The 16,922-nt window shown below is 69.3% G+C and carries 10 protein-coding genes, 1 tRNA gene and 17 pseudogenes; 7 read left to right on the top strand and 21 right to left on the bottom strand.

Going from position 1 to position 16,922, the window contains the following annotated elements:
• Both FF86_RS15980 and FF86_RS15960 read right to left on the bottom strand, forming a co-directional pair.
• Positions 1 to 372, bottom strand: a 372-nt coding sequence (locus FF86_RS15980) for a toll/interleukin-1 receptor domain-containing protein (RefSeq protein ID WP_199865742.1), incomplete at its 3' end; no start/stop codon positions are given.
• 2,638 nt (positions 373 to 3,010) lie between these two features.
• Positions 3,011 to 3,214: a single-stranded DNA-binding protein gene (locus tag FF86_RS15960; protein WP_044882865.1), complete on the bottom strand. Its 204-nt coding sequence runs from the start codon at positions 3,212 to 3,214 to the stop codon at positions 3,011 to 3,013.
• A gap of 409 nt (positions 3,215 to 3,623) precedes the next feature.
• Between FF86_RS15960 and FF86_RS15955 the strand changes: the two are divergent.
• Positions 3,624 to 4,514: pseudogene (locus tag FF86_RS15955) on the top strand (aldo/keto reductase); the annotation flags it as partial.
• 235 nt (positions 4,515 to 4,749) lie between these two features.
• Positions 4,750 to 4,822, top strand: a tRNA-Arg gene (locus tag FF86_RS15950).
• A gap of 119 nt (positions 4,823 to 4,941) precedes the next feature.
• Here the strand turns inward: FF86_RS15950 and FF86_RS49790 are convergent.
• The 14 genes and pseudogenes from FF86_RS49790 to FF86_RS49745 form a co-directional block, all read right to left on the bottom strand.
• Positions 4,942 to 5,305, bottom strand: a pseudogene (locus tag FF86_RS49790) (tyrosine-type recombinase/integrase); the annotation flags it as partial.
• 45 nt (positions 5,306 to 5,350) lie between these two features.
• Positions 5,351 to 6,219: site-specific integrase (locus tag FF86_RS15945; RefSeq protein ID WP_242418856.1), on the bottom strand; the 869-nt coding region annotated here is incomplete at its 3' end.
• A 153-nt stretch (positions 6,220 to 6,372) separates the two neighbouring features.
• Positions 6,373 to 6,669: a hypothetical protein gene (locus tag FF86_RS15940; RefSeq protein ID WP_044883028.1), complete on the bottom strand. Its 297-nt coding sequence runs from the start codon at positions 6,667 to 6,669 to the stop codon at positions 6,373 to 6,375.
• Between the two features lie 158 nt (positions 6,670 to 6,827).
• Positions 6,828 to 6,999, bottom strand: a 172-nt coding sequence (locus FF86_RS15935; RefSeq protein ID WP_242418870.1) for a helix-turn-helix domain-containing protein, incomplete at its 3' end; no start/stop codon positions are given.
• A gap of 31 nt (positions 7,000 to 7,030) precedes the next feature.
• A pseudogene (locus FF86_RS49780) lies at positions 7,031 to 7,391 on the bottom strand (replication initiator); the annotation flags it as partial.
• A 1-nt stretch (position 7,392) separates the two neighbouring features.
• A pseudogene (locus FF86_RS49775) lies at positions 7,393 to 8,664 on the bottom strand (replication initiator); the annotation flags it as partial.
• A gap of 1 nt (position 8,665) precedes the next feature.
• A partial coding sequence (locus FF86_RS66610; protein ID WP_396229907.1) for a replication initiator occupies positions 8,666 to 9,726 on the bottom strand: 1,061 nt, incomplete at its 3' end.
• Positions 9,727 to 9,884: 158 nt separating this feature from the next.
• Positions 9,885 to 10,397 (bottom strand): annotated as a pseudogene (locus FF86_RS49770) (cell division protein FtsK); the annotation flags it as partial.
• A gap of 1 nt (position 10,398) precedes the next feature.
• Positions 10,399 to 10,555, bottom strand: a pseudogene (locus tag FF86_RS49765) (cell division protein FtsK); the annotation flags it as partial.
• 1 nt (position 10,556) lies between these two features.
• Positions 10,557 to 11,030, bottom strand: a pseudogene (locus tag FF86_RS49760) (cell division protein FtsK); the annotation flags it as partial.
• A 1-nt stretch (position 11,031) separates the two neighbouring features.
• Positions 11,032 to 11,456: pseudogene (locus FF86_RS49755) on the bottom strand (cell division protein FtsK); the annotation flags it as partial.
• Between the two features lie 121 nt (positions 11,457 to 11,577).
• Entirely contained in the window at positions 11,578 to 11,892 is a 315-nt protein-coding gene (locus FF86_RS15915; RefSeq protein ID WP_044882859.1) for a hypothetical protein, read from the bottom strand.
• Positions 11,889 to 12,228 (bottom strand): annotated as a pseudogene (locus FF86_RS49750) (plasmid replication, integration and excision activator); the annotation flags it as partial. The pseudogene FF86_RS49750 and the gene FF86_RS15915, both read right to left, overlap by 4 nt.
• 1 nt (position 12,229) lies before the next feature.
• Positions 12,230 to 12,299, bottom strand: a pseudogene (locus FF86_RS49745) (plasmid replication, integration and excision activator); the annotation flags it as partial.
• Positions 12,300 to 12,484: 185 nt separating this feature from the next.
• Here FF86_RS49745 and FF86_RS15905 point away from each other — a divergent pair.
• Positions 12,485 to 12,801 (top strand): annotated as a pseudogene (locus tag FF86_RS15905) (helix-turn-helix domain-containing protein); the annotation flags it as partial.
• A gap of 203 nt (positions 12,802 to 13,004) precedes the next feature.
• On the opposite strand, the pseudogene FF86_RS62540 reads toward FF86_RS15905, so the two are convergent.
• The 3 pseudogenes from FF86_RS62540 to FF86_RS49730 form a co-directional block, all read right to left on the bottom strand.
• Positions 13,005 to 13,285, bottom strand: a pseudogene (locus tag FF86_RS62540) (hypothetical protein); the annotation flags it as partial.
• 1 nt (position 13,286) lies between these two features.
• Positions 13,287 to 13,475, bottom strand: a pseudogene (locus FF86_RS49735) (hypothetical protein); the annotation flags it as partial.
• A gap of 98 nt (positions 13,476 to 13,573) precedes the next feature.
• Positions 13,574 to 13,756, bottom strand: a pseudogene (locus tag FF86_RS49730) (hypothetical protein); the annotation flags it as partial.
• A gap of 284 nt (positions 13,757 to 14,040) precedes the next feature.
• Here FF86_RS49730 and FF86_RS49725 point away from each other — a divergent pair.
• The 4 genes and pseudogenes from FF86_RS49725 to FF86_RS15885 form a co-directional block, all read left to right on the top strand.
• Positions 14,041 to 14,324: pseudogene (locus FF86_RS49725) on the top strand (helix-turn-helix domain-containing protein); the annotation flags it as partial.
• A gap of 1 nt (position 14,325) precedes the next feature.
• Positions 14,326 to 14,832: pseudogene (locus FF86_RS49720) on the top strand (XRE family transcriptional regulator); the annotation flags it as partial.
• A gap of 6 nt (positions 14,833 to 14,838) precedes the next feature.
• Positions 14,839 to 14,996 (top strand): annotated as a pseudogene (locus FF86_RS62535) (NUDIX hydrolase); the annotation flags it as partial.
• 1 nt (position 14,997) lies between these two features.
• A partial coding sequence (locus FF86_RS15885) for an NUDIX hydrolase (protein WP_242418855.1) occupies positions 14,998 to 15,309 on the top strand: 312 nt, incomplete at its 5' end.
• Here FF86_RS15885 and FF86_RS15880 read toward each other — a convergent pair.
• Positions 15,297 to 15,845 carry an HD domain-containing protein gene (locus FF86_RS15880; RefSeq protein ID WP_044882853.1) on the bottom strand — a complete coding sequence of 183 codons (549 nt, stop codon included), beginning with the start codon at positions 15,843 to 15,845 and terminating at the stop codon, positions 15,297 to 15,299. The genes FF86_RS15885 and FF86_RS15880 overlap by 13 nt on opposite strands.
• 383 nt (positions 15,846 to 16,228) lie before the next feature.
• Positions 16,229 to 16,922 (bottom strand): tetratricopeptide repeat protein (locus FF86_RS15875; protein ID WP_044883026.1); only part of this gene is annotated, 694 nt, incomplete at its 5' end.

Here is a 16,922-nt window from a genome sequence, read left to right as displayed (position 1 = left end):
CATAACCTGCGCACCGACCGCGTAGAGGATCTTCTCTTTAGCTCGGCTCTCATCAATATCGAACAGGTCTACCCACGTGACCATCTGCAGAACCGCGGGAGGCTCTACAGGTTCGAGCCGGATGGGCAGCAAAGTCTGACGAGCGAGGGAAGCGGTCCACTCTGCTGTGCACCACTTCGACGCGAAGTAAGCCTCGGAGTAGAGCGCGACCGTCCACCGAGCCCCGGCTAGCTGGTTGTTCATCCACTCGACGAAGTTCGTGCCGGGAGGTGAGTCCCACACCTGGATGCGAGCAGTCAGCCCGGCGCTCTCAAGAACCGTGGCAACCCAGGTCGCCCACGGCTCGTCTGCGGCCGTGTACGACACGAACACGAAGGAATCCCCCGACGCCATGGGTTGAGTCTAAGACTCTCCCGGGCGGAACTTGTCGCCCAGACTCGCGGGGTGTGGGGCCAGGTTCAGACCGCGTCGCGGGCGTGTTCTGCTAGCTCGGCTGCTCCGGGATGACCGGTAGCTGAGATCGCTCGGCAGACGTCGGCGATCCGACCGCCCATGATCGACGATGGAACAGCCGTCGTGGTGATCGCGTCGTGGGTCAGGCTGATTGCCGTGTCGGGGTCGCCGGCCTGGGTGTATGCAAGGGCCAGGTGAAGCACGAAGCCGAGGCGGTCACGAGGTAGGTCGGTACCGATCAGGTCGATTGCGGACCTGAAGTGCGGGATCGCTCCCGCAGGGTCGCCGGTGCTCATGAGCGACGCCCCGACGGATTGGGCGATCGTGTAGGGGCCAGCCCAGTAGACGTACGGGGGGTCCTCATCCGTCTTCGCCTGCTCGATCGCGGCATAGGCGGTGTCGGATGCGCTGAGCGCTGAGGATCGATCTCCAGCGACGCCGTGCGCGCTGGCAAGGCCCGCGGCGAGTACAGCCTGTTCGGTGAAGCTCAGACGCCCTCGTGAGCCCGCACGAGCGGAACGCAGAAGCTCGATGGCGGTGTGGGGGTCACCATCCGACCGCGCCTGGTGAGCCATGCACCGGAGGATGTTGGCCGCCACACCGGGCGTGTCTGCCTCGTGAGCAGCCCTGAGACCGACGAGGTAGAACCGCTGGGCGGTGCCGTTTCGTCCGGCGTCGTAGCTCGTCCACCCGGCGAGACGAGCCAGTTCCGCGGCGATGCCGTGGAGTGCTTGCCCATCCACCTGGCTGTAGGACGTGTTCCGGAGCAGGTTGACCACGAGCTTGAGCTGTTCGGTGACCATCCCGAAGACTGCCTGGCCGCCCAGCTTGTCATCTAGACGCCGCAGGGTGTCCGTGGCGGTGTTCAGGTCCGCCACGACGCCCGCATCCACACGCTGCCCGTCGAGAGCTGCGGCGAGCCTCGCGGGGTCAGCCACGAGCCACTCATGCGCAGCGGCGGACAACGCAACGCCGCTGAGGGCGAGGAACTGTCTCCGCTCCAGGGTCGTCACCTCCTGCCACGCGGTGGTCAAGCCCTGCGAGGTCCAGAGCTCGCGTAGCCCATCGTCCGCGAGGGGCACCCCGGACGGCAAGACACCTGCGGTGACTGTCGCCTCACCCCGCGAAAGTCGGGAGNAAAAGCCCAGGTCAACACGGGTCGCCCCGGTGACGTGGCCGTACGCTGCCTGCCAGTCCTCTCCGGGGAAGGTCCAACCGCGTTCGTGGCGCATGATCTGGACCTCGGCGGCCATGGGCGGCGTGAACGACACCGAGGCCGGATCAATCTCCCTGATCTTGCGGACGAGCGTCGCCCTGCTCCAACCGAGAGACTTACGGTAGGCGGTCAGCCGTTCCGGCTTCCAATCGGGATGCTTGGCGCGTAGCCCGATGCTTCGTGCCTCCTCGACCTTGGTAGACCTGCTCTGCGGGGGCATCGCGAACCCTTCGGACGGTGTTTGTCGACAGAGGGCAGCGTAACGGATCGCTCACGCCAATCTGGGCTTTTGTATGTGGTCTTGTCGACCGCACCTAACACTTTCCTAACACGTGGCCGAACGACCATGGAAAGTATCTATGGACGAGGCAGGACTACCGCCCTGGCCTTGCGATTTACCAAGAAGTTGACGGTGGAACGACCCGTAGCTTTCCGGTGCACTTGTGTTGGGCGCTCCGGTTCCCTCGCGACCAACTACCGGAGCGCCCCCTATCGGCCCCTGGTGCACTTCTGCTCAACGCGGGTGCGCCAGGGGCCCCGGTGACAGCAGAGAGGCCCACCCATGTCCGTGGTAGTGATCCACTACACGACGGGGATCGTGTCCCGAACGTACGTGTCTCGGGAGGCCCTAGACCGACGCGACGTGTTGCACCTGGCCGCGCGGATCTTGGCGGCGCTCCCACACGCTCGTCNGGTGCAGGTCNTCGAGAGGCAAAGCCAGGAGACGCCCGACGTCGACACGGACAACATGAACGTGGTGGAGGGGGAGGTCGTGGTGTGAGACCTGGTTCGGGCTTGACGGAGCATGAGAATACCGCTCATGGAACCGCCTTGAGATCGTCATCCGTCGTCTTATACGGTGATCCCACCACCGAATATGAGGAGCCCAACAATGACCGCCACGAAACGCGCACCTAAGNCCGTCACCGTCGTTGCCGAGGAAGAGGCGACGTCGATCGAGGACGTCGTTTCCACACCCCACGAGGACATTGCCGAGGCAGCCGAGGTCGATGAGACGCCGACTGGGGGTGGTGTGGAAGAGGTCAAGCCGAAGCGGCAGAACTTCAGCCACGCGGATTGCAGCCACGAACGGACGAAGGCTGCCCGTGCGAAGTGCCGCAAGGACCGGGCGAAGCTCGCCGAGGCTCCGAGCGCTGATGCCGAGGAACCCGTCACAGTGTAGCCGATCGATCACGCTTCGACCATGAGCCCCACCCGACATGATCGGGTCGGGGCTTCGTGGCGCGTGATCGATGCGACGTCGCACGCGCGACGTCGCGCGTGCGACGTCGACACGTCACGGGAGCGCCTGAGGTCGACGTACGGCGAGTGAATCTTGCGTTAGGGGACGTCGTAGGGCGAACTGCCCGAAGAGTGATACAAGCGATGCGACGTCGCGCCGTCGACCCATCGATTCTCGGATCGGTCGAAGCGGCGCGGCGTGGAGGCCAGGCGGAAGCTGCACACCGAGGCACCGTTCGTCGTCGTCCGGTGCTCCGGGTCCTCGACGAGGTTGCCGACGAGGGTGATGGTCGTGTCGAGCATCGCGTGCTCCTCGGGTCAGGGAGGAAGGTGCCGGCGCGGCGTTGCGCCGGCGTCGTTTCACTGTGGGCCGCNAGGGACGGCTCCGGAAGCCCCGACCATCCGGCTGTGGATAACCGGCGTCCGTCCACACCCCTCCCCATCCCAGGCCTCCCCGTTTCGGACCACTCCGCCCGGACCCGCCCGGACCCGCCCGGACCCATCCGGGCCAGGCGAGCAATACGGACGACNGGAGCGGGAACACCATCCCTGGACGCCCGGTTGCCGATCCATGGGTCGGCGAGATGCCAGGCCATGGCCCGATCGGACGATGCGGCGCCCGGTCCGGCGTTCGCCCGCCCCACCCGACGCCCGGCGACCACGTCTCGCCGACGTGGTTCCCCACCAGCACCGTCGTACCCGGAGGACAGCGATGTCGACGACCACGACCAGCTCGACCACCAGCCCGGACGGCACCCCCACGGCCACGGGCAGCGGAACCTTCCTGCTCGGCGGCGACCTGCCGATCACCCGGCTCGGGTTCGGCGCCATGCGCATCACCGGCCCCGGCATCTGGGGTCCCCCCGCCGATCCGGCCGAGGCCCGCGCCGTGCTGCGCCGCGCGGTGGAACTCGGCGTGAACTTCATCGACACCGCCGACTCCTACGGCCCGCACGTCAGCGAGGAACTGATCGCCGAGGCGCTGCACCCCTACCCCGAGGGGCTCGTCATCGCGACCAAGGGCGGCCTGACCCGGCAGGGTCCGAACCGGTGGGCTCCGGTCGCCCGCCCCGCCTACCTTCGCCAGCAGGTGGAGATGTCCCTGCGCCGACTGAAACTGGAGCGGATCGACCTCTACCAGCTCCACCGCATCGACCCCGCCACCCCCGTCGAGGAATCCCTCGGTGAGCTGCGTGCGCTGCAGCAGGAGGGGAAGATTCGCCACATCGGCCTGTCCGAGGTCAGCGTCGCCGAACTGGCCCACGCCCGCACCCTGGTTCCGATCGTCAGCGTGCAGAACCGCTACAACCTCGCCTACCGGACCGCCGAGGACGTCCTCGACTACTCCGACCGTGAGGGCATCGGCTTCATTCCGTGGAACCCGGTCGACACCGGCCGGCTCGCCCTTCCCGGCAGCGTCCTCGACGCCGCCGCCAAGCACCACAGCGCCAGCCCGGCCCAGCTCGCCCTCGCCTGGCTGCTGCGCCGCTCCCCCGTGATACTGCCGATTCCGGGTACGTCGTCAGTGGCCCATCTGGAGGAGAACATCACTGCGGCCGGAGTCGAACTCACTGACGACGAGTTCGCCGACCTGTCCCGCCTGNCCGCCTCCTGACCCCCGGCCACCCGCACCGCAACACCCCGCGCCCCGGTATCTCGGCCCCGGCATAGCCCGATCGGACCAGCGAACCGGGGCGCGGCCACTCCTCTGCCGTTCCCTCGCACCCCCACGTGGTCGCCCCGACTCACCGGCCGGCGACGTGTCCCCGCGTGTCCAGTACCTGGTCAGGGCTTGCTACCCTGGGTGGAGCTTCCCGGTAGGCCCATCCTGTACCAACGCGCCCGTAGCTCAGTGGATAGAGCGAGTGCCTTCTAAGCACCAGGTCGCAGGTTCGATCCCTGCCGGGCGCACACGGGGATCGGGCCCATATGCTGCGCCTTTTGATCCCCTCGTCATGTCTGCCGGGGGGCAGAGCCCCCCGAGACCCCCCGGGTGTAGCAACGCGTGTAGCAACGGGCATCGGGTGTGTTCAGGGCCGCGGGTTGGTCAGGTGGCCGTCGAGCTTGCCGAGGGCGCGGCGCTTCTCGCCCATGGACGCATGGGCGTAGATCGTCATCGTGACCTCAATCGCCGAGTGTCCGGCGATGTCGCGAACGATGTGCGGCGGGACGCCGAGGTCGAGAAGCAGTGTGACGCAGGTGTGCCGTAGCCCGTGGAACACCACGCTGTCGAGTCCGGCCGCCCGTCGTAGCGGCATCCAGAACCGGCGGAGGTTGTCCGGTTCGATCGGGGTTCCGATCTTCGTGGTGAAGACGTGACCGGTATTCACCCACCGCGTGCCGGCCGTTTCCCGCTCGGCATCCTGGAGCTTGCGGTGCTCCGTCAACGCGTCGNCCACCAGACCCAGCAGCGGAAGGGTTCGTTCCGAGTCGNCCGTNTTCGGCGGGAGCAGCCGCAGTTCCCCGCCGACCCGTTGCAGGGTGTGGCGGATGGTGAGCGTTTGCCGTTCCTCGTCGATGTCGGACCACTGGAGTCCGAGCAGTTCCCCACGGCGCATTCCGAGGAACAGGGCCAGGACCAGCAGGGCGTACAGCCGGTCGCCGGCCGCAGCGTCGAGCAACATGTGAGCCTGGCCCACGGTCAGGCCCCGGTCGATGCCATAGCGCGGTGTCGAAACCTGCACGAGCTTGGCGACGTTGCGCCGGATCAGTTCCTCGCGGACCGCCGCTTGCAGCGCGTTGCGCAGCACCGCGTGAACGACCTGAACCTGACGCTTCGAGGGACGTCGTTCGCAGCACCGGCCGACCGCGCAGCAACGCCGCTCCCCCGCCGGACGGGCGGCATCTCTCCCCCGCTCGCAGCACAGGCAGGTGCTCTCAAGTCGCCGGATGAACTGCCGGACCTCTGCCGCCGTCAGCTTGTTAAGCCGTTTCTTGCCGAGCCCCGGCACGAGGTAGATCCGAACGGCCTTCTCGTACGCGACGTAGGTGTTCGGCTGCCGGTTTGGCTTCACCGTGCCGTCCAGCCAGGCCAGCAGGAACCGGCCGACCGTCCACCCGGTCGCGTCCGCGGGGATGCCCTGGTCGGAGTTGGCCTGTAGCTCCGTGAGCTTGCCGCGGACGATCTCTTCCGTCTTGCCGTAGACCGGACGCCGTTTGGTGGTGCCGTCGGGCATGAGGACGTAGGCGGCGCCGACCCACATACCGTCGGCGCGCTGGTAGATGGAGCCCTGTCCGTTGGCGCGTTTCGTCCGTTCCTTGCGGGTCTTGCGCCGGCCGTTCGTGGGGGCGTCGTCGTTGGCGGGCATGGTGAGCGTGGCTCCTTGCCGAGAGATGGGCTGGGCTCGCCGCCGGGGCCGGTCGCGGGGTGCGGTGTCGGCCCAGGACGAGATGCCCCCCGTTCCTCCGGCGAGGCGATGGTCTTCCGGCCGCGACGGAGGAACGGGGAGAGCGACGGTGGGTTACGACGTCGCGTGTGCCGCCGCAGGGTCGGGCGGGTTCGTCTCGCCGGCCGGGACGGTTGCCGGATGTCCGGGGACCGGACGGAAGATCAGGATCGCGTCGACGTCGCCGAAGTGCTCGGTGAAGAAGGCCGCCGGCGGCAGGGTGGTGAGCAGCGCCACCAAGTCGCCGATGTCCGCGCCGGGGCGGAGGGTGAGTTCATGTTCGCCGTTGTGGTCGACCCGGGCGGAGATGAGCGGATGGTCGTCGTCGGGGGTGCGCCATGAGCCGTGTGGGCCGGACGAGAAGATGGACATCAGGATCTCGCTCCTGGTGATGTCAGGGTGGGGTCTCAGGTCCCGGCCGGGTGTTGGTAGCACCCGACCGGGACCGCTTCGATTGCCGAGCGGATGGGCGCGCTGATGGTGGTCCGCGAGCCTGCGCATGGCGTCGTTTGCCGGTCACGCGGCTTCTNCTTCGCCGCGCAGCCAATCGACGTAGGCGAGGACCGCGGCGCGGGGAACACGGCGGGACCGGCCGATCTGGACTGCCTCAAGGCGGTTGGCCCGGATCAGGTCATAGACGGTGGTCCGGCCGACGCCGAGCAGGGCCGCAGCTTCATTGACGGTCAGCAAGAGCTTGTGCACGGGTCTCTCCGAGGACTCGCGGGGCAGGGCTTCAGGCGGCGTCGGGGAGCGGTGGGCCGGTTGCCGGAAGCAGGCCGCCGCCGGCCGCAGCACGAGCGGCGTCGAGTTGGGCCCGCCAGGCGTGGCGTTGCGCGACCGCGTGCAACAGCAGATGTTCACGACGAGGCGCCGCCGGGTCGCCGGGCCGCAGGAGCTGCCAGACCATCCGGGCCGGGTCAGACTCGCCGTCGGGTGCGGCCGGGCCGGTCCCGACGGCGCCGAGGGTTTCGAGCTGGGCGCGGATGAATGCGACCCGGTCGTGTCGGTGGTCGGTGAGGGTCTTGCCGGACCAGCGTCGCGAGACCAGGACGCGTCGGCCGCCGAAGCCGAGGGTTTCCCTCCGGTGGATCTTGNCCTTGCACCGTCCGGGGACGAGTCCGGGGCGGGTGTTGCGGGGTTGGATGCCGTAGCGAAGCCAGTTCGCGCAGGTCGGGGAGCACGGTTCGTGGCGTAGGGCGTCGGCGAGCCGGTCGACGTGGCGGCGTTGCGGGTCGCTGGCGATGTCGTGGCAGGCGTCGAGGCTTTTGGTCAGGTACTTGGTCAGGTAGCCGATCATCCGGCCGGTGGTGGCCGTGTTCGCGGTGACCCCGTCGGCGCGCAGTTGCGGGCCGAAGCGGACGACGTGGGCGGGTTCGTCGTCCTCGCCGATGCCGTCGAGGGCGTCATCCCAGGACAGCAGCGGCGTGCCGGTGTCGGGGTCGACGTAGCCGCCGGCGGTGTCGTTCCAGGCGGGTTGCCGGTGGTCGTCGTAGACCGGCTGGTCGGCCGACGGCCACCAGACCTGGTGGTAGGTCGCTGCCGCGACCAGGCGCAGCATCGCCCGGGGCACGGTGCCGCGGATCGCCGCGTGCAGATGCGGCGCAAGGCGCTTCTGTGGTTCCAACGCGGCGAAGTACTGCACGTCCCAGCCGACCGCGCGGCGCAGGTTCTGCCAGAACCGGTCGATCAGCTTCGGGAAGTGGATCGCGTCCCGCGCGGCACGCCGGTAGTCGTACGACGCAGGATCTACCGGGGTCCCGTCCTTGTGCACGTGGCCGTAGGTGTCGCAGGTCAGGGTGAGGAACATCGACGGCCGCCACACCGTCCCGTCCGCCGCGGTGAAGGTCCGCCCGACGGTGCGCCGGTCGACGGGGAGCCGGGGCAGGTCGGGGGCATCCTGGCGCCGCCGGGTCGAACGGACGCGGCGTGGCCGGTCCCGGTTGTCGGGGGCGGCCTTGCCGCGGACGCCGAGCGCGGCGAGTTCGTCGTCGATCTGGCCGATCAGCTCGTCGATCTCCCCGGCCTGCCCGGTGTCGCCGGCCGCCAGGACGTCGGCGCGGGCCGCTTCGAGGTCCGCGCGCAGGGTCGCCAGGGCTTTGGCGTCGTCGGTCGGCGGGTCGGGGTCGGGGACCGGTTCGTCGTCGAGGTGCCAGCCGGTCTTGCACTGCGCCATCCGCAGCCGACGTGCACGCTCCGCACACGGAGGGCATTTCGATGCCAAAGTGGCCCCGCAGGGCACGGGGATGATCTGCGTTTCGCCTGTGTCCAGGTTCGTCCGGCGCATCGGCATCGGCCGGATACACACCCCGTTCTCCACCGCGACGGCCTCGACGACATGACGAGCCAGGGGCATCCGCATGCGGGCGGNCGTTGCGGGTCGCTGGCGATGTCGTGGCAGGCGTCGAGGCTTTTGGTCAGGTACTTGGTCAGGTAGCCGATCATCCGGCCGGTGGTGGCCGTGTTCGCGGTGACCCCGTCGGCGCGCAGTTGCGGGCCGAAGCGGACGACGTGGGCGGGTTCGTCGTCCTCGCCGATGCCGTCGAGGGCGTCATCCCAGGACAGCAGCGGCGTGCCGGTGTCGGGGTCGACGTAGCCGCCGGCGGTGTCGTTCCAGGCGGGTTGCCGGTGGTCGTCGTAGACCGGCTGGTCGGCCGACGGCCACCAGACCTGGTGGTAGGTCGCTGCCGCGACCAGGCGCAGCATCGCCCGGGGCACGGTGCCGCGGATCGCCGCGTGCAGATGCGGCGCAAGGCGCTTCTGTGGTTCCAACGCGGCGAAGTACTGCACGTCCCAGCCGACCGCGCGGCGCAGGTTCTGCCAGAACCGGTCGATCAGCTTCGGGAAGTGGATCGCGTCCCGCGCGGCACGCCGGTAGTCGTACGACGCAGGATCTACCGGGGTCCCGTCCTTGTGCACGTGGCCGTAGGTGTCGCAGGTCAGGGTGAGGAACATCGACGGCCGCCACACCGTCCCGTCCGCCGCGGTGAAGGTCCGCCCGACGGTGCGCCGGTCGACGGGGAGCCGGGGCAGGTCGGGGGCATCCTGGCGCCGCCGGGTCGAACGGACGCGGCGTGGCCGGTCCCGGTTGTCGGGGGCGGCCTTGCCGCGGACGCCGAGCGCGGCGAGTTCGTCGTCGATCTGGCCGATCAGCTCGTCGATCTCCCCGGCCTGCCCGGTGTCGCCGGCCGCCAGGACGTCGGCGCGGGCCGCTTCGAGGTCCGCGCGCAGGGTCGCCAGGGCTTTGGCGTCGTCGGTCGGCGGGTCGGGGTCGGGGACCGGTTCGTCGTCGAGGTGCCAGCCGGTCTTGCACTGCGCCATCCGCAGCCGACGTGCACGCTCCGCACACGGAGGGCATTTCGATGCCAAAGTGGCCCCGCAGGGCACGGGGATGATCTGCGTTTCGCCTGTGTCCAGGTTCGTCCGGCGCATCGGCATCGGCCGGATACACACCCCGTTCTCCACCGCGACGGCCTCGACGACATGACGAGCCAGGGGCATCCGCATGCGGGCGGNCCGGGAACCCGGACGCTCACCGCCCCCAGGGGAAGGGACGGGAACGTCCGAGTCAGGTCCGAGGGATGGCGCGGTCACGCGGCATCGTCGAGTCGGTCGGGGGCGTCGTCGGGGTCGTGACCGGCGAAGGCATCGAGGTCAGGCACCCAACCGCCGGCCACCACGGGTCGGTAGGTGTGCACGGTGCGGGTGATCTCGTCGTCGTCGATGAACGCGGCCCGGACCCGGATCGGGTCGGGGTTGCCGTCGTGCAGGACGTAGCCGACCCCGGGCAGCGACAGCGGGATCTCGTCGGCGCGGGCGCCGCGGTCCCGGGCACCGGAACCAAGGACAAGGTCGGCCTGGTCGGGTTCGGTCATCCGCAGCGCCACCCGGACCGGGAACAGGTCCCGGAACGGCAGGACTTCCTTGCGCGGGTCCTGCACCGCGGCCAGGACCACGACCCCGGGTGCCCGGCCCTGCGACAGCAGCAGCGGCAGCGCCGCGCCGATGCGCTTCTTGAGATCACGATCGGTGACGTAGGCGGTGAGGGACGCGATCTCGTCGACGACCAGAACGATCAGCGGCTCCTCGGTGGTCGGGGTGTGNAGCCGAGTCACGCCGGACAGCCGCGCCGTCCGGTCCTGCATGACGCCCACGGCGTCGTCGAGGAGATCGGCGATGGTGTCCGTCGTGGTGGCGAAGCGGGCGAACATGGCCCGGCCGAAGGCCAGTTCCATCCCGCCCTTCGGGTCGCACACCCACANCTCCACCAGTCCAGCGCGCACCGCCGGGCCGAGACCGCGTAGCAGCGACCACAGCACTGAGCCCTTACCGGCGCCGGTGGCACCGGCGACGAGGAGATGCGTCCCGCGCACGGGCAGCGTCCAGGCCGATCCGTCCTCACAGCGGCCCACCGGGACCGCCGACAGTCCGGCGACGAGCCGGGCGTAGGCGGCGTGGACGGGTCCGCGGTCCGGGTCGACGCCGGCCGGGTCAGGGTCGGCGTCGCCCGGACCGGCATCCGCGTGGTCGAGGTCTGCGGGGGTGACGGGGCGGGTGAGGGTGTCACGGTGGTGGAAGTGCAGCCGGACGAACCGGAACGTCTCGGCCTGCACCTGGCAGCGCCGGGCCCGGAAGACATGCCGCAGCGCCTCGCCCTGCTCCGCCCACTGCTCCGGGGTCTGACCGGGCAGCAGCTCCACCCGCAGCACGTCCACAGCCCGGGTGGAACGGATCGTNCGGATACGCGGGAAGTACTCGTCGAACGTCACCTGATCGCCGGTCGACATCGGCATCCGGATGGCAAGGTCGGTGTGGACCATCGCCGCCCGCCACCGCCACCGGTAGATGAACGCGAGTCGGGTCCGGCCCCACAGCCAGCGGCCCGCCCAGGCGCACGACCGCGGGTGCAGCCGCGACCACACCAGGGTCACCAGGAGCAGCCCGCCGGCCAGCGCGGCGAGACCGAGCAGCCCGAACCGGTGGACGAACAGCAGCAGCCCGACCACGACGGCGACCGCGACCCGGTGGCGGAAGCCCCAGCGGACGACGAGCCACAGGCCCTTCCCGGCGACGGCGAGCAGCAGCATCCACAGCGGCACCCGCATCTTGTCGTTGCGGGTGGGAATGCGCGGCGACGCCTTGTCGCCGCTGATTCTGGACATGACAAATACCACCTGTTTTCGAGCGCACGGAACCACAGGGATATGCGAGTGGGGAAAACGGCGGGCGGGCCCGGAGCGGAAACAGAGGTCCGGGCCGCCGGCCGGAAGGGGAAGGGTGGTGCTATGCGGCGCGGTTCTCCACCGCAGCCGCCGTTTCGGTAACGTCAGTCGAAGCGTTCGCTGCTTCCTCGGCGTCGAACCGGTGGGTTTCGCAGGCGATGAGATAGTCGTTCACCGCGGCCAGCAGCGCGTACGCGAAATCGAGGTGATTGGCGTCCGGGGTGCTCTGCTTAGCCGAGACGACCAGCGACATCCCGGCGGCATCGACGGCCAGGATCGGCCCGCGGTCCGGGTAGGTATGGCAGGTCACCCGCCAGTCCCCGCCGACAGACAGACCCACCGACAGGTACGACGGCTTCCGTTCCTCGCCGCTCATGCCGCCACCGCCGCAGCCCGCCGGCCCGACTGGCCCACGGCCACCATCGCCGCCGCCCGAAACGCGAACCCCTGCCGCGGACGCGACCCGTTGGTGTCCACCCACGGCGTCACCGTCAAACCCTCGAACACCACCGGCCGAAACGGCGTCCCCGGCATCACCTCCGGCGGAACCGGCTGCACCTCACCCGTGATCTTCACCTTCACCTCGGCCTGCCGGGCCGCCGGGTCCGCGTCCAGCACCCGCACCACCCACACCCGCTCGCCGGTGTCCTTGTCCCGCGCCTGCACATCCGGCAGGTTCGCCTTCACCTTGTCGTAGTCGTTCGACGCCTCCNCCCCCAGCACAAACGCACCCGCCGGGAAGACATCCTCGAAACGCACCGGAATACGCGACGGCAACGCCATTGGCGATCATCCTCCGTGGGGTTCAGCCCCGCCNCCGGTGTTCCGGCCGCTGTCGGGCAGAACCCACTCTGAACCGCTCACTAACCGCTCGCCAAGTACTTTCGCGCCGATGTATACGGGCGTGGTATGGAAAATATCCACTGACCGGCTGGAGTATCTGTTCAGTGTCACGCTAAATTTTGCGAGTGGCAAACAGACGGGGAGTTCCGCCATACACCGCCCGTGGGCGGGTGGAAGGCGAGGACTGGCAGGCCGTGGCCGACGCACTCAACGCGCGGATGGCCGCCCTGCGGATCGGGCAGCAGGCGCTTGCCACCGCATCCGGGGTGTCGGTCGCGACGATACGGCAGCTCCAGCACGGAGCCCAGCGGCGCCGAGTCCAGAACGCCACGCTCACCGCCGTGGCCAGCGCGCTTGACTGGCCGCACGACCACCTCATCCGCGTCCTGCTCCAGGACCAGGACCAGGAGCGCGACGCGGCGGAACAAGCACCACCGGGGAGNGACCCTGCAAGCGCGGGCACCGACCACCAGATCCTCGCCGTCCTGCTCCGCATCGAGCAGCGGCTCACCGACCTCGCGGAACGCATCGTGCCCGGGGTCGGCCGCACCGGGGAACAGGCCAACGACAACGGGCCGGACCCGGCGGAGTAGTACTCGCCGAGACCGGCCCGTTCCCGATCAGAAACCGTTCGATGTGCTCAGCTCACGAGACCGGTGGGACACCGAGGGCATGCAGGATGGCCCGGCGGACCGATTCGAGTGCCTCCACCTGACCGGCCTGGAACGCCGCACGCTCCCCACCGGTCATCCACCGCGAATCCGGCCGGCATGGATGGAGGTCGAGAGCCATCCGCAGCGCGGCGCCCGCGCAGCCCCGTCGGGACGGCCCCGGGTCGTCGTTGTCGATGTCGCCGGCCAGCTCGGGCGGCGCGCGGTAGACGAGCACGATATCCACGTCCCCGAAGGACTCGGCGAACGTCAGCCNGGCCGGCATCCGGGCCACCGCCCGGAGGATGTCCGCGGAGTCTGAGCCCGGCTGAACGATCACCGCCCATTCCGCGGCGCCCCACGGCAGCAGCGCGACGGCAGGCGGATGGCCTTGGTCGCCCTGTGCGCCATTGGCGGTGACCGGAGCGGCGGACCTTGACCGATCAGGCGAAACAGACGAGGTCATGCCCGCCGCCGATGACGGGTCGGGAAGCGGGCCGCCATGTCGTTGAGAGGTAGCCGGGCGCCGGCCGGTGGGCGCAGCTCCTCGGGGACGACGAACCNCAGCGGAGTCACCTGGTAGTCGTCCGTCCACCGCTCACGGATCACGAGGAGGTCAGCCGCGGTGGCTGTGTCGAAGGAGATCAGCGTGTCGCGTACCCGCGGTTCCTCGCCGGGGTCGAATCGGACGATCCCGAACAGCGGCCTGCCCGGGTCTTCACCGCCACCTGCATCGAATGTGATCACGATCTGCCCTCCCGTGCTCGGCAACGTGCAGTGGATGCCAGGAGCCGCCGGGGGATGAACGCCGCCAGGCGGAACCGGTGCCCATCCACCGTCCAGCCGGGACAGTTGTCACGGAAGGCCGCCGGACGTATACGCCCAGACTTCCGATCTATACGGAGACCGGATATGCTGCCTCGCAGTCGATCGAGGACTGACGGTCCTGTTCCTACCGTCCGGAGGCGCTTGTGGTGTCCGTCCGCCGCCCCCTCCCGCAGGCTCCGGCCGATCTGTGGGACCGGCCCGACATGTCCGAGGCGCTCGCCCGCCGCGACATCGGCGCCGTCTTCAAGATCTACCGCCAGTGGACCGGAGCGACGCAGACGCAGATAGCCGCCGCTTGTGAGGTCCCGCAGTCGCATGTGAGCGAGATCCAGAACGGCCGCCGCCAGGTCACCAGCCTGGAGATCTTCGAGCGGATCGCCGACGGCATCGGCATTCCGCGGGTACGCATCGGCCTGGCGGACAAGCCGGGCAGCGTTCCGGAGCCCCGAACTGGACCCCCGGGCGTGCCGGCCGCGGAGATACCCGCNGAGATGGTTCGGGTCTACCCGAGCCGCACCGCCGTGCCGGGCGATCTGTGGCGGACCCTGTTTGCCGAGGCGACGCATCAGGTCGATGTCCTCGTGATCGCCGGCCTGTTCCTGCCCGACGGACACGCCGACTTCACGGCCGTCCTGCGGCGCAAGGGCGCGAGCGGGGTGAAGATCCGCTATGCGCTCGGGAACCCAGAATCTCCCGTCATCGCCCTGCGCGGGGACGAGGAGGGCATCGGGGACGGCCTGGCCGCCCGGACCCGGATCACCCTCACCTACCTCGCTGCCCTGCGGGACGCCCCCGGGATCGATCTACGCTTACACAGCACCACGCTCTACAACTCGATCTACCGGTTCGACGGCGACATGCTCGTGAACACTCACGTCTACGGCGCCCCCGCCGCCCACTCGCCCGTTCTGCACCTGCGCGAGCAGCCCGGCGGGCTGTTCGACCACTACGCGGCGAGCTTCGAGCGGGTCTGGGCCACCACCGAAGGAGCCTGATACCTCGTGGCGCGGATCGACTACTTCAACGACCCGAACGCTCCCAAGGCGAACAGCGTCGTCCCCTCGGTCACGGCCGTGGTCGTCGACGCCTCCGACCGCATCCTGATGGTCCACAAGACCGACAACGACCTGTGGGCGCTCCCCGGTGGCGGCATGGACCTNGGCGAGTCCATCACCGACGCCGCTGTCCGGGAGACGAAGGAAGAGACCGGCATCGACATCGAGGTCACCGGTCTGATCGGCGTCTACACCAACCCGCGGCACGTCCTGGCCTACGACGACGGCGAGGTCCGCCAACAGTTCTCGCTCTGCTTCACGACCCGCCTACTTGGCGGCGAGCTGCGCACGTCCAGCGAGACGAAAGAGGTCCAGTGGGTCGCCCCGGCCGACCTTGACCGGCTGAACATCCATCCGTCGATGCGCCTGCGCATCGATCACTACCTGGAGGGGCGGGCGACGCCCTATCTCGGCTGAACCAGCGCCAGCCGGGAGGAGGTCCGGTCGACCGACGCCTGTAGGTCGGGCCGTGCCCGGCTGATCGACCGGTGGACGATCGATCCTTCCCCGTAGCGGGAGAGGATCTCTGCGATGCGGTCGGGGAAGCTGAACCGCTGGCCCTGCGGACCGGTCGTCATGTCCGCCGTGCACAGCGCGTCCATCACAGGCGAGACTTCCAGCTCCCAGGCGGACAGCTCCGCCGTCAGCCCCCGTTCCTCGGCTTCGTACCGGGCGCAGGAGTGGTGCGCGACCAGGGCGCACAGCCGTCCCGGCGCATCCTGGGCTTCGAGGAAGCGCGCACCATCGACCGGATGGAACCGCAGGTGGCCGATCGGCGGGGCATAGCCGATGTCATGTAGCCAGGCCGCCGCCACCAGCAGATCCCGATCTCCCGGGTCGACTGCTGCCGAAACCTCGCGAGCAGCAGCGGCCACCGCCTGCACATGCCGCCACCGATCCCCCAACGGGGTCAGAAGCTCGCTCGCCAACCGCTCAGCAGCCGCTACCTCCACCAGATCACCGTACGGCGCCCAGCCCCAGACCGTCAGCGAGTGCCGCAGACTGCCGAATCCCCCGTTTTAGGATCAAGACGCGGCGCGGGCCGCGCCGCGCGACGGCTGCGCGCGGCCGTGGACGGCCGTGCTCGCCGGTGCGTCGCCAGCCCGCACCGCACAGGCGACTTCCGGATGTTCGAGGGAGCGCTGCCGGTCGACAGCATCGGGGGAGGGCAGCCATGGCAAGACGAACCCGACCCCGGACGTGCCGTCGCGCACGCCGGGTGGCATGAACAACGAGTAGGGGGCACGCCTGCGCACGGCCAGGAGACTTGACCAGGTCGCTCCGCTCCCCGGGCAGCCCGACCCGTCCGGCCTGCTAGCGGCGAGACCTTTCGTGGTCACCGGCGGAGAAGTTTACCCAGCCATCCGCGCTGTCTCGGACTGGCCCTGGCAGCGGCGAGATTGTTCTTGATGGTCATGACGCGAGGATGGTCGGTACCGTAGACGGCTTCGTCGATGGCCAGGGCAAGTTGGAACAGCGGCAGTGCCTCACCGGCCCGGCCCAGGGTGTGCAGTACCGAGGCCAGGCTGTTCAGGTCGGTGGCGACCTCGGGGTGGTCGGGTCCGTAGACGGCTTCGTCGATGGTCAGGGCACGCTGGATCAGCGGCAGTGCCTCACCGGCCCGGCCCAGGTCCCACAAGGTCAAGGCCAGATTGTTCAACTGTTTGGCCACCTCAGGGTGGTCGGGTCCGTAGACGGCCTCGTCAATGGCCAGGGCACGCTGGAACAGCGGCAACGCCTCACCGGCCAGGTCCAAGTCTCGTAGGGTCAAGGCCAGATTGTCTAGATGTTTGGCGACCTCGGGGTGGTCGGGTCCGTAGACGGCTTCACCGATGGCCAGGGCACGCTGGATCAGCGGCAGTGCCTCATTGGCTCGGCCCAGGGCTTGGAGGACCCAGGCCAGGTTGTTCAGCCGGGTGGCGACCGTGGGGTGGTTGGGTCCGTAGACGGCTTCGCCGATGGCCAGGGCGTGGCGGACCAGCGGCAGCGCCTCCCCGGCCCGGCCCAGGGCTTGCAAGACCCAGGCCAGG

It is taken from the genome of Frankia sp. CpI1-P, from assembly GCF_001421075.1.
Taxonomy (GTDB): domain Bacteria; phylum Actinomycetota; class Actinomycetes; order Frankiales; family Frankiaceae; genus Frankia; species Frankia torreyi.
This window is presented reverse-complemented; position numbering and strand designations above follow the sequence as displayed.

Excerpts from the sequence above, each read along its gene's own strand:
- FF86_RS15960 (WP_044882865.1), bottom strand. The coding sequence starts at position 3,214 with ATGCTCGACACGACCATCACCCTCGTCGGCAACCTCGTCGAGGACCCG.
- FF86_RS15940 (WP_044883028.1), bottom strand. The coding sequence starts at position 6,669 with ATGTCCATCTTCTCGTCCGGCCCACACGGCTCATGGCGCACCCCCGAC.
- FF86_RS15915 (WP_044882859.1), bottom strand. The coding sequence starts at position 11,892 with ATGAGCGGCGAGGAACGGAAGCCGTCGTACCTGTCGGTGGGTCTGTCT.